This window comes from Allorhodopirellula solitaria, assembly GCF_007859855.1.
GTDB classification, from domain to species: domain Bacteria; phylum Planctomycetota; class Planctomycetia; order Pirellulales; family Pirellulaceae; genus Rhodopirellula; species Rhodopirellula solitaria.
Window position 1 is genome coordinate 447177 of the sequence record NZ_SJPK01000003.1, and the last position, 12635, is coordinate 459811.

The following is a 12635-nucleotide window of genomic DNA, read 5'->3' on the forward strand; positions in this document are numbered from 1 at the left end:
TGAAGACAGGCTGGGAGCGGCACACGCCCGATCGCTGAGCGGTTGGTCAAGGCGGTTTTCTCAGCCAACCCTGCGGGCACGTCCGCCTTGCTCTCAAGAGCGGAAAGAAGTAACCCGGAGTTGCTGATTGCGGCTGGATGGGGCGCGAGGAACGCTGAAATACGCAGCCGTTACATGCTAATCCCATTACCCCACGCACCCCATCCAGACGCAAATTCAGGCAAGCTCAACGGGCTATGCCAACAGTGTAACTGCGCCGCAGCAAGGTGGAACCATCAATCGCCATGAATTTACGCAAACCGCGTAGGTTTTCTCTTTTTACAGCAGCGTGTGGACGTAGTCTGCGAAGCCGGTCATGCAGGCAGGCGGTTCACCGGGGCCAATCACGAGGGGACCGCTCCCTGGGTCGCTCGCGAGCAACCCATGGCTACCACGAACGAGGGTCGCGTCGAGCGGGATGACATCCATTTTGTAGCGCATGCCGAGCTTCTTTTGCAGTAATCTTGCTGCGGCTCGAGCGCGACTGGTGATGAACAACTCGCAGGGGTCGTAGCCGGGTTTGCGATGGATGTCGACCGTGTGGGCGAAGTCGGGGGCAGCCTGGTCATCGTCCCAGTAGTAGTAGGTAAACCAGGCATCGGGATCGGCCAATGCAATCAGTTCCCCACTGCGGGCGTGGTCGAGATCGAGTTCCGCCGGGTGCACGACCTCGGCGATGCCGGGCGTGTTACGCAATAACCCCGCGACCTCGTCAAGGAGTTCGGGGCGGTGGACATAGACGTGGGCGACCTGGTGATCGGCGACCGCCACGGCGTCACAATCGCCGACCAGCAAGGCTTCGCCGAAGGGTCCCATTCTCGTGCGGAGATAGCCGTTGGCACGCAGGATTCGGTTCACGTGCACCGGCCGCTGCACGCTCGTCAGTCCATATTCGCTGACCACGACGACCTGGGTTTGGGTGGCCTCGGCGGCATCGATCACGCGGCCGGCGGCAGCATCGACTTCGGCAACCCGGGCGGGGTCCTGGTGATCGAGACGTTGGAAATCGTAGTCCAGGTGCGGTAGATAACAAAGCGTCAGCTGAGGCTGTTTCTCGCGGAGAACAACAGCGGTAGCGTCGGCGATCCAGTCGCTCGCGGCGATCCCCGCACCTGGCCCCCAGAAGGCGAAAAACGGAAACGCACCAAGCCGCTCGGTCAATTGGCAGCCGGTCCAGTCCAAAACGTCGAATACCTTGCTACCGTCACATCCGTAGTGCGGCTTGGGCGTGGCGCCGTGCTTCGCCGTTGTCGCCTGATTGAACCACCAAAACATCTTGGCTGTTTCATAGCGTTCGTAAAAGAGTTCGCCTTGAATCAACGTGCGTGATTGTTGCCAGAAGCGAATCTCCTGGGTGTCGCGATACAGCCAACCGTTGCCGACGATGCCGTGATCCCGTGGAGGGAGTCCCGTTAGCATCGTCGCCTGGCTCGTCGCGGTCACCGCGGGCACGGGGCTGGTCCACGGCCGCGCGGTGCCAGCTTGTGAAAGGCGCGGTGCGTGCCGCAGGAGGTCGGGGGTCAGCCCCACGACGTTGAGAATGCACAATCGCTGCGTCATCACTCGTTCTCGGTGTTGGCTGGCGGGCGGGTGAGTTGCTCATCGGTGTCCGCTTGAGGAGGCGGCAGAGAGAGGGTGGTGTACAAGCAGTAGGTCAACAGGGAGAGCACCGCCGTGATCGAGATCGTCATCACGCACCAGCCAGCCGTCGTCATCTGATTTTCAGCCATTTCTTCAGGCGTTAGTCCAAGTGCCAGTAGGCACTCTAGGGCACTCATCATCACGGGGTCTCTCCTGAATCAGTGGGGCGGTCGGTTTGGGCTGGGTGCGGGGCATGGAGGTAATCGAACCTTCCTTGGCGGATCCAGTTCTTGCCAGCGAAGTGAATCAGTACCAGCAGCAAGCCCATCATGGCGAAAATAAACAGGATCGACATGCGGACGACGGAATCGTCCATGATGAGATCCCAGTAGCCGGGGATGTATTCGCCCGTCTCCGGGTCGGTCGATCCCGGGACCTTGAGGTAACAGAACGCGATGAAAATAGCGCCGAGGTAGACAGGGACGACGTACTTCAAGAGCAACTGCACGATGTGCGGGATGCGGATGTGTGCGCCCACATGAGCTTCACGTTCACCCCGTTCAATCCCGAAAACCCACCCATAGATCACCGCTTGAATCATCGCGAGCACAAAAATCAGCAGCGTCCCGACCCAGAAATCCAGCGTGTCGAGAGCCTTCAAGCCGGCCGAGTAATAGATCACATAAAGGGCCCCGGCGAGCACCATGATCCCGAGCACGGCGGTGGAGACGTGACGCTTGAGGTTGAAACCATCCTCGAGGAAAGCCAGCACCGGTTGCAGCATCGATAGACTGCTGGTGATCGCGGCGAGGAACAGCATGAAGAACCACAGAAATCCGAAGAACTGCCCTGCTGGCATTTGAGCGAACACGTTCGGCAGCGCGTTGAAGCCCAGCCCGAAGGTGCTGAACGTCGCGACACTGGCACCGAGGAACATGAAGGCAGCGGGCAGCGTGATCAAACCACCCAAGCAGACCTCGAAGAATTCGTTCATGCTACACGCGGTCAATCCACTGAGTACGACGTCGTCTTTCTTGGTCAGGTAGCTGGAGTAGTTGATGATGACGCCGAATCCGACGGCCAAGCTAAAGAAAATCTGGCCAGATGCCGCCAACCAGGTTTTCGGATTCAGCAGCGCCTCCGGTTGTGGGTTCCACATGAACCCAAGTCCCGCGACGACTTTTTCGCTAGGCAGCGTTAGCACGCGGACCAGCACGCACAGCGCACAGACGACGATCAAGGGAATGGCGATCTTACAGAAAGTCTCGATGCCGCCAGCAATCCCCCGGTAGATCAAGATCAGGTTCAGCGCGAAAGTGATGCCGACAAAAATTAGCAACGAGGAACTCTGGCCGAAGACGGACCCGTCCTCGCTCTTTCCGACGGTCGAATCGAAGAACCCGCTGTAGGCATCGGGATCGGCGCCGAGCATCAAGTCGCCGGTCAGATAGCTCCACGCATAGCTCAAGCACCAGGCCTCGATCACGAGGTAGTACATGTAGATGACCAGCGGGATTAGCAGTGCAAAAACGCTTAGGTAGCGAGCTTTGGGCGTGCGGCAGACGACGCTGAAGATCCCGGGGGCGGAGTGAAACCCGCGTGTCCCGGCATAGCGTCCCATCGTCCACTCCGCCCAACACAGTGGGACGCCAATGACGAGCATCGAGATAAAGTACGGCAGTAGGAAGGCACCGCCGCCATTCTGGGCGGCTTGGCCGGGGAATCTCAGGAAGTTTCCTAGTCCCACGGCGCTCCCGGCGACGGCCAGGATCACCCCGATTCGACTGCCCCACTGCTCGCCTGAGCTACTCGATTCGCGCGGGTCGCTGGGATCCTGCGATGATGGATCGCTCGGCTGGCCCGGGTCTGCTACATCGAGCGTGGGAGGGGGGCTCGCGTCGGTGGATGGCTGATCGGGGTCCTGGGCGTCGGCTGACTCGTTCATTTCCGTGATGGGGTCGGCGGTCGTGGCTGCGAAATGCCCTTACCGTTGTAGGGCTTGCCGGTCGATGCATCGACCGTGGAAACCGCCCCTGCGAAAAAAACATTCAGAAAAACGCTAGAAAAATCAGATCCTTACTCCCCTCGCTCTGCCGCGCGTTGGCATGATGGGATTGGGCGATGGAGTCATCCCAGGAAGGCGTTCAAGAGGAACGTGACCCGAGTTTATGTTATCCTTCCGCCCAGTCAGCGGTCCCGACCCCCATACAGGCCGATCCGAATTGCACTTACCACCTTTCTCACGTTCTCACTTTTATGACATCTCCCGTAATTGTTAGCCGTCGTCCCGTGCTCCTGTTCCTGCTGATGGGGATCCTGCTCAGTGTTGGGTCCCCAGTGAGTTGGGGGCAATCCCCAGAGGACCCGCCGCCTCCAGCCGCAACCGGCGAAATCGAAATTGCCGTCACCGATCCCGCTGCAGCCGACCCCGCTGCAGCCGACCCCGCGGTCGGCAGCGAAGAGCCCGCTGCAAGCGGATTGGATCAGACCATTGATGAGTGGTTCAAACCGGTGGCCGACACGTGGGGCGGGATCGTCTTTTTCCAAGTGCCCCTTCCGGTCGTCGGGCCGATACCCTTCGTGCTGCTGCTGCTTGTCGGCGGGGCCGCGTTTTTCACGATCGCGTTCGTGTTCCCCAACATCCGTTTCTTTCCGCTCGCGTTCCAGGTCGTCGCGGGCAAGTTCGATGACGTCGAGCAAGCCGTTCCGGAGAAGGCGGAAGGTGCCGACCCAGAGGAGGAAGACGAATGCATTGGCGAGGTGACGCACTTTCAGGCGCTCGCGACGGCGGTCTCGGGGACCGTTGGGCTCGGCAACATCGCTGGCGTTGCCGTCGCGGTAGCGACCGGTGGCCCGGGAGCGACGTTTTGGATGATTGTCTGTGGTCTGCTCGGGATGTCTACCAAGTTTGTGGAATGCACGCTGGGGGTGAAGTACCGGGATGTCGACGAGGATGGCGTCGTCTACGGCGGTCCGATGTACTACCTGCAACGCGGGCTGTCCGAAATGGGTGCCGGTCGGACCGGAAAGGTGCTCGCATCGTTATTCGCGCTGTTCTGCATCGGGGGATCCTTTGGCGGTGGCAATGCGTTTCAGTCCAACCAAGCCACTCAGCAGATCCAATCGCTGATGGGGCTCTCGCCCAACGGTTCGTCCGGGGTGCTGATCGGGCTGGTGATCGCGGTCCTGGTGGGATTTGTCATCATTGGCGGGATCAAACGCATCGCTCAAGTGACGGAAAAGATCGTGCCATTGATGGGGATCATCTATTTTCTTGCGTCGGTCGTCATCATCGCCATGAATTGGGACAAGGTCCCCTGGGCGTTCTCGCAAATGTTCAGTGGGGCGTTCACTCCCAACGCTGCTCTGGGTGGTTTGGTCGGCGTGATGGTGCAGGGGTTTCAGCGTGCGGCCTTCTCCAACGAAGCCGGTGCGGGATCGGCCCCGATCGCTCACTCCGCGGTCAAGACACGCTACCCGGCCTCGGAAGGAATCGTCGCACTGCTCGAACCGTTCATCGATACTGTGGTGATCTGCACGATGACGGCGATCGTGATCGTGTTCTTCAACGCCGACGACTCGTTCGTATGGGGGGCCGTTGAATCTAAAAATGTGATTGTCGACGGCGTTCGACTCGGTGGCGTCGATTTGACGTCGGCCGCATTCGACGCCAAGTTGCCTGGATTCCGCTATGTCTTGACGATCGCGATCATCTTGTTCGCGTTCTCGACAATGATCTCTTGGTCCTACTACGGATTGCAATCCTGGAAGTATCTGTTCGGCCGCGGCATCGTGGCCGACCTGACGTACAAGCTTTTGTTTTGCTTGGTGATTGTGATCGGCGCCGCTATTTCACTCGGGTCGGTGATCGACTTTTCCGATGCGGCGATCTTCGCGATGGTGTTCCCCAACATGATCGGGCTCGTGCTGCTCTACCCGAAGGTTCGTGACGAGCTTCGCCGCTACTTGACGGCGATCGGAAAACGCTAAGAGCGTGACTGCCGCTGAGGCTGCGGTTCGACGGCGAAAGCCGGAGCCGCAGCAGGCAGGGAGAAGAAAGAAGTGGTTAGACGCGGGCTCGAACCGCGGACACCGGCCTTTTCAGGGCCGTGCTCTACCAACTGAGCTATCTAACCATCACAATGGGCCGCCCGGGTAGGTTCCAAGCTGTTTGGAAACTGCCTTCGGTTGGCTTTCTTGTTCAACTAAGTAGGAAACTACGCTATCATGTGGGTTCACGTCAATCGGCCCCACACTCTTTTTTTTAAAGCGACTTCTCATGGGCACGGCCGCACCCCCAGATTCCAACTCGGACAGCGTCGAATTCGTTGAACCCGAGGATGCTAAGCGCCGCGAAAAAGGCGGCGGTTCCGGCTCTTCGGATAACGGCTCGGCGGCGCAGCTCAACCCGGTCCAAGCGAAACGTTTGGCTGAGCGAGAGGCGCTGCGTACCAGCAAATTTGATTCGGTCTCCTCGTTCTTCATGGCGGTGATGCTGTTTCTCGGCGTGTTCGTGTTCATGCTGTTTGTCGTTTGGCTGACGATGCGGATGCCGGTCCGCGTCAAACCGATCGCGCCGATTATCGAGGAAGCTGCGGGTCGGGCTGACAACGCGGAAGGTTTTGAGCGTGATTTCGAGCCGCCGGGAGCCGAGGAGGTCGAGGAGTTGACCGAGCCGACGCTGCAGGACACGATCGAAGCGGTCACCGATGCGGTCAGCAGCGTGGCGGCCTCGCTCGATACGATGAATACCAACGCCTCGGCGAGCACGTCGGGGTCGGGCAAGGGCGACAGTCGACCGCCGGGGCCCGAAGGCGAGGGCGAAGACATCGTGCCGCGATTTGAACGCTGGCAACTGAATTTTTCAGCTAAAAACATCAAGGCCTATTCGCAGCAACTCGATTTCTACAAAATCGAACTCGGCTCCATCGGCGGAGGGACCCAGGGTGTCGATTACGCCACGAATCTCTCCACCCGCCCGCAGTCACGCCACAGCGACGACAGTGAGTCCGAGAAAAGACTGTATTTCATGTGGACGACAGCCAGTCCTCTGAAGAGCTATGATATCCAGCTTCTCGGTCAGGCCGGGATCCAGACCGGCGGGCGGCAAATTCTCAAGTTCATTCCGCCGGATTTGGAAAACCTACTGGCCCACACTGAACTAGAGTATGCCCGTAGCAAAGGGCATCAAAGCGTTACCGAGATCGCCAAGACCGTCTTTCAGAGCAAACCCGCCGGGAGTGGGTTTGCCTTTGAAGTGACCGAGCAACGTTACCGAACCAACCGCTAGGCATCCAGAGCCGAATCACGTTCTGGACCCTGACCCCTCTTCTTAGAACCCTCCGTAGGACTTGACCTTGTTACTTCTCGCTGCCGCTGACCTCTACACAATGATCTCCAACTCCACCTACGGTGCGTTGGCGATCGTGGCGTTGTGGGGGCTGTATCAAATTGTCATCGTTTGGACCCGTGTCGCTCAGAAACGATTCAAGACCGAAGAGCAACAGGACGCCTTCATGGACGATTGTGAGCAGATGCTCAAAGTCGGTGATTTTGAAGGCGTTGAGGAATACTGCGAGGGCGACGTCCGGGCGATTCCACAGATGATGCACATGGCCATCGACAATCGAGGCGAAGGCTATCGCCGGGCCCGCCAGATCATGATGGACCGTTTTCAACGGGACGTGATGAGCGATCTGGAATATCGTTTGAGTTGGGTCAGCACGGTCATCAAGAGTGCACCGATGATCGGTCTTTTCGGGACGGTTTTTGGGATGATGGGGGCGTTTAAGACGCTCGCCACCGCCGAGAGCGTCGAACCATCGGCGCTGGCAGGCGATATTCAAGTCGCCCTGGTGACCACGGCCAGCGGTCTGGCGATCGCCATCCCGCTGATGATTCTGGTTGCTTCGGTTAATATTCGCATCGCGAAGATGGAAGACCTCGTCGGCTCGGGGTTGACCCGGTTCTTCGAAGCCTTCAAAGAGGGTTTGGCGGTCGCCGCTAAGCGTCCTGCCGCGGCGGCAACCGACGGCGGCACCGAACAAGCCACCGTCACGGAAACCATGTAGAGCCAGCCCAACATGAGCAATGCATTGATCGAAGACGATGACGACGAAATGGATGCCGTCCCGCCGCGTAAAAAACGCGACGAAGAGGAGATGGACATCACACCGATGATCGACATCACCTTCCTGTTGCTGATCTTTTTTGTGGTCGCGTCGAAGATGGACCCCTCCCAGACCGGCAACATTCCCGAAGCCCAAAACGGCCTGGCCGTCTCGGCCAAGGATTCTGCCATCATTTTCATCGAACCCGGTGGCGGTGACTCGCCCGCGATTTTGAAGCGACGCGACCAGAGCGAGTTCAGCAAGGACGAAGAGGCACAGGCAACCGAGATCGTGGAGTACGTCACCGACGAACTCGAAAAATCAATCAGCAAGAATAAAGATCAAGTGATGTTGCTGGGGGACGGTGAGGTGAAAGTCTCTGAAGTCACCCGGGTCCAAAAGATCATCGGTGACGAATTCACCGACATGCAGTTCACCTACATCGCCGTCAAAGAAAAGTAACAGAGGGAATCCATTCGAATGTCGATCAGTGTCCAGTGCCCATCGTGCGACATGCGCCGCAAGGTCAACGAGAGGTTGGCTGGCCGGACGATCCGTTGTCCCGGATGCGACCAGCCGCTGACGATCCCAGCGGCCGTGGAGGCGGAGCTGCATGAGCCCGCCGATCAAGAGGCAGACGAGGGCGAGGTGGTGGCCGAGGCGATCCCCGTCGCTAGCGAGGCATCTGCATCGGTCGCCGACACACCTTCGATACCGCGACCCAGCGGCGTGCCAGCCCAGAATCTGTCGGGCAGCCAGGGGCCGAACCAGCAGCCAGCCAATGCGGTCACTTCGCATCATGCTGAGCACCCGCCCTCGGCCCTCCTGCATGACGACGAAGACGATGCTCTCCCGCCGCGTCAGAAACGCGATGACGGCGAACTCGACATGACGCCGATGGTCGATGTGACGTTCCTGTTGCTGATTTTCTTCATGGTGACGGCTAGCTTCAGCCTGCAGAAATCGATCAAGATGCCGAAGCAAAACTCGGATTTACCGAGTATGTCCAATGTCGAAGAACCCACTGAGGAACTCGACCCGATCGAACTGGAGATCGAGGAAAACGGCAGTTTTCTGGTCCTCGCAGCGGATTGGGAGCGGGAGACGCCCGGCAAACAAAACCTCGTCAGCGCCCTCAAGCAGGCGATCGGGGCGAACAAGGACGGCATGCGGCTCGATATTAAGGTGCACGAGAACGCCAAATTGCAAATGCTCGTCGATGGCATGGACGCAGGCACCATCGCTGGTTTCCAAGAAATCCAGGTCGCTGAGGTCGATGGCTTTGATTAGTCCACGTCTGCTAGCTTCCGACAACTGACAACCGACAACTCCCTCTTTTCATCCTCTTCGCCTGTGGAGCTAGTCGCTATTAGCTAGGCGCTAGTAGCTGGCAGCAAACAGCTAATAATTTTCTTATATGCTTGCTAACGAACTGATTGACCTCTTGGAACGACGCGGGTTGCTCGACCAAGAAATTATCGAAGCCCTCCGCGAACAACTGACCGAGGGTGGGGCTCGGGTGACACCCGAAGCGGTCGCCAAGCTGCTCGTTGATAATGGGCAACTGACCCGTTTCCAAGCGTCTAAGCTGATTGGAGAAATCCGCAGTGCCGACTATGAGGATGCTGCCGAAGCGGTCGAGAGCGACGACGACTTGACCTCGATCGGCGGCGACGACGACGTGATGATGGTCGATGAAGTCTTCGACGCCGAGCCGATTGACGCTGAGCCAGTGGAGGCAATGGCGGTCGAAGCGGAACCGGTCGAGGCGGCTCCCGTCGAAGCGGATGCCGCTCGCGAACGCCCGCGTCCCAAGCGGCCCAACGCCCGGGTTGCGCCGCCGGAGCACAAGTCGGTCTGGGATTCGTTCAAAATCTACGGCTACCTCGGCATCATTGGCTTTTTAGCCATCGCGGGATACGGATTCTATTTTATCCTGAGTAAAGCGAGTGCCGACGATGTGATCGATGCGGCTAACAAGCAGTACGACAGCCAAAGCTATCAACCGGCTCAAGACGCATACATCTCTTTCTTGGCTCAATACGGGGAAGACAACCAGTACTCTTCGTTGGCGCGGACCCGGATCGGAATGACCGAGATCTACCGCAGTGCGGAGATGACCGACCCCACCGAAGGTCTGCGGAAAGCGAAGGAGGTTTTGCCCCGGATCATCGATGAGCCCGCGATGAATGACGAACGCGGGAACCTGGGGGGGCTGTTGGTCGACATCGCGGAGAACATTGCCGTGGAAGCCGGCAAGGCGACCGAAACGACCGAGAAACAGCGTCTGCTCGATCAACTCGATGAACAATGGAAGCTGATCGACAATCCCAATTACATGTTGACGTCGATGAAGACGACGATGGAAGGACGTCTCCTGCAGGTTACCGAAGCGCGCAACCGAGTTAAACGCGATATCGTTCGCAATATTCGGTTGGACGAGACCGAAGCGGCCATGAAGGAGGCTCTGGCGTCGCAGAACACCAAAGAAGCCTACGACCTCCGCAAGTTGCTGCTGCGAGATTTCCCCGAGCTTGCCGTCGACCCGCGTTTGACCGTCCTCGTCGAAGAGGCCAGTACGATCCAGGAAACACTGGTATCGCTCTCCCAGGATGAGCCCGAGCCCATTACCACGCCTATCGACGAAGGCTCCTTGAAGTCGATCGTGCTGACTAACCGGGTCGAAGTGAAACCGTCGATCCCAGGGCTGCAGGATGAGGTCTACTATCTGCGAGCGGGCGGCAGTGTGCTCGCATTCTCTGTCTACGATGGCCAGTTGTTGTGGCGCAAGTTCACCGGTTACGGCGAAGACCATACCCCGATTCGGCTCGACAACGGCAGGTCGGTGTTGCTGTCAGACCTGAACAAGAACGAGGTGCAGAGCTATCGTGGCAAAGACGGTGAGCTGCAATGGCGAGCGGAAATCGGAGAAACCTTCGTCGAACCGGTCGCGGGGGAGGATTCGATTCTGATTTCTGTTCACTCAGGGCGATTGATCTCACTCGATGCAGAAACCGGAGATACGAATTGGGTCACGCAATTGCCGCAGACCATCAGTGCGCCGGCGGGAATCGATGCCAAGCTCAACCGCATCTACTTGCCGGGTGATCACAGCAATCTGTACGTGCTGGATTCGAAGACCGGCAAGAGTATTGAGAGTTTTTACACCGGTCACGAAGAGGGGACGATTGCCGTCGCCCCGGTCGCTCTGCTCGGGCACCTGTTTGTGATCGAGAATGCGGGGGCTGATTATGCGAACCTGCACGTCCTCCGCATGAACGAACAGGGCGGCGATTTGAAGGTTGCTCAGCAACCATTCCGCTTGACCGGAAACGTGCTCGTGCCGCCCGTCATCCAGCAGCGGCGGATGATTGTCCTGACCGATCGTGGTCAGGTCGCCGTGTTTGACATTGAACCCACCGCTGAAGGGGAACAGGTTTCTAAAATTGCCGAGCAGGTCGCCTCCTACAATGAACCCACACTGACTGACATGGCCGTCGGCCGCAGCCAGATGTGGATCACCGGCACGCGTGTCGGTCGCTATGAGTTGCAGATTAATACTGGTCGTGTCGTCTTCGATTGGGGCAAGGAGGAAGGCGATCGCTTCATCGGCCAACCGCTGGCGATGGAAGATATTTTGATCCACGCGAGAATCCTGCGGGGCACCTCTGCAATTCGAGTGACCGGCGCAGTCCCGAAAACGGGTGAAGAAATCTGGCGAACCGATGTCGGTACCCCGATCTCGATGTTGGTCAAAGCCGACGAAGGGTTCCATGCCGTGACCAGCCAGGGGGCCCTCTTCCAGCTCGACCTGGAATCGTTCAAGAGCGGTTCGACTCAAGGGCCAATCGAGAATCCAGGTGCGAATTCGATCTCGATGAACTTCACGAAACCGATTGCGATCGATGAGAAGCGTTGGGTGCTGCTCAACGAGTCACAGCCGAATGAATCCATGGTCTACGACCCCACCCGCCGCCGCGAGTTATTGCGGAAGGTCACCTACCATCTCTCTGACCCGAAACCAGTTGGTGTGGGGATTTTCAGCGGCGATGGTATGTTGATGCCCTTGGACTCAGGCCGCGTCGTGCTGATGAACTGGGAAACCGGTGCCTCCAAGGGGGCTCCCTTCCAACCGGCGAGCGATCCCGATCCCGAGAACAAGGTTTCTTGGTCGACACCGGTTCGCGCCAGCAGCGATGCCGATCAGGTGTTGCTGACCGATAGCCGGAACCAGCTCTATCGCATTCGCGTGGGCGATCAGATCCGGAAGCTTTCGAGTATCGACCTGCCCTCTCCTTTCTTGGGCGATACGATCGGCGTTGGGAATGTCTTTGTCGGCGGCGTCAGCGGCCCGGCGGCGGATTTCCTGGTCGGATACGAGGAGGAGGAGCTGGGCCAGAAATTCCAGAAACTGCTCGACGGCCGCATCCAATGGGGGCCGACGCTCGCGACGACCGACGATGGTGAGGAGCTCGCTCTGCTGATCACCAACGATGCTGTCCTGCGAGCATTCACAGCCGATGGAGAGCAGGCGTTTCAAACTCCGATGCCTGTCGAGGGGTTGCCTGTCGACGATGTGGTGTCGATCCAAGGTCGTTGGATTTTGACGGGAGCCGACGGTTGGCTCGCCGCGATCAGCCCGGCCTCAGGCGAGGTCCTCGGCACGATCGAGCTCGGCCAACCCCTGTCGGCCAGCCCATTGCCGGCGGGGAACCAATTGTTCGTCCCCGGTGCTGAGGGCGTGGTCTACATCACCAATATCCCAGGCGAAAACTGATCATGATCTGCAACGCCTCCCCCACAAAATCGGCCACGGGATACAGTTCCCGTCCCGCTCGCTCGAGATTTTCAGTGACGTTTCGGAGATCCCTGCGCTGGATCGGTCTCGCCTGCGTTGTCGCGGCA

Annotated in this window: 9 protein-coding genes and 1 tRNA gene; 6 read left to right on the forward strand and 4 right to left on the reverse strand. The window is 58.7% G+C overall.

Going from position 1 to position 12635, the window contains the following annotated elements; translation table 11 throughout:
- Positions 1–318: 318 nt before the first annotated feature.
- From CA85_RS07920 to CA85_RS07930, 3 genes are read right to left on the reverse strand one after another with little or no spacing between them, the layout of a single operon-like run.
- Complete coding sequence (locus CA85_RS07920) at positions 319–1599, reverse strand: nucleotide pyrophosphatase/phosphodiesterase family protein (RefSeq protein ID WP_146390760.1); 1281 nt, start codon at positions 1597–1599, stop codon at positions 319–321.
- A complete protein-coding gene (locus CA85_RS07925) occupies positions 1599–1820 on the reverse strand; it encodes a hypothetical protein (protein ID WP_146390761.1) in 222 nt (73 codons plus the stop codon). Before CA85_RS07925 ends, CA85_RS07920 begins: the two co-directional genes overlap by 1 nt.
- A complete protein-coding gene (locus CA85_RS07930; RefSeq protein WP_146390762.1) occupies positions 1820–3565 on the reverse strand; it encodes a sodium-dependent transporter in 1746 nt (581 codons plus the stop codon). Before CA85_RS07930 ends, CA85_RS07925 begins: the two co-directional genes overlap by 1 nt.
- Positions 3566–3876: 311 nt before the next feature.
- On the opposite strand from CA85_RS07930, the gene CA85_RS07935 reads away from it, so the two are divergent.
- A complete protein-coding gene (locus CA85_RS07935) occupies positions 3877–5610 on the forward strand; it encodes an alanine/glycine:cation symporter family protein (protein ID WP_146390763.1) in 1734 nt (577 codons plus the stop codon).
- Positions 5611–5683: 73 nt separating this feature from the next.
- On the opposite strand, the gene CA85_RS07940 is transcribed toward CA85_RS07935, so the two are convergent.
- A tRNA-Phe gene (locus tag CA85_RS07940) sits at positions 5684–5756 on the reverse strand.
- A 143-nt stretch (positions 5757–5899) separates the two neighbouring features.
- Here CA85_RS07940 and CA85_RS07945 point away from each other — a divergent pair.
- The 5 genes from CA85_RS07945 (at position 5900) to CA85_RS07965 (ending at position 12507) form a co-directional block, all read left to right on the forward strand.
- Positions 5900–6910 (forward strand): hypothetical protein, encoded by a 1011-nt coding sequence (locus CA85_RS07945; RefSeq protein ID WP_146390764.1) that lies wholly within the window; start codon positions 5900–5902, stop codon positions 6908–6910.
- A 100-nt stretch (positions 6911–7010) separates the two neighbouring features.
- The gene (locus tag CA85_RS07950; protein ID WP_315852704.1) at positions 7011–7691 is read left to right on the forward strand and encodes a MotA/TolQ/ExbB proton channel family protein; all 681 of its coding nucleotides are present in this window, start codon (positions 7011–7013) and stop codon (positions 7689–7691) included.
- A gap of 12 nt (positions 7692–7703) precedes the next feature.
- Positions 7704–8192: an ExbD/TolR family protein gene (locus CA85_RS07955; protein ID WP_146390766.1), complete on the forward strand. Its 489-nt coding sequence runs from the start codon at positions 7704–7706 to the stop codon at positions 8190–8192.
- An 18-nt stretch (positions 8193–8210) separates the two neighbouring features.
- Complete coding sequence (locus CA85_RS07960; protein ID WP_146390767.1) at positions 8211–9020, forward strand: biopolymer transporter ExbD; 810 nt, start codon at positions 8211–8213, stop codon at positions 9018–9020.
- Between the two features lie 127 nt (positions 9021–9147).
- A complete protein-coding gene (locus tag CA85_RS07965; RefSeq protein WP_146390768.1) occupies positions 9148–12507 on the forward strand; it encodes an outer membrane protein assembly factor BamB family protein in 3360 nt (1119 codons plus the stop codon).
- Positions 12508–12635 lie beyond the last annotated feature (128 nt).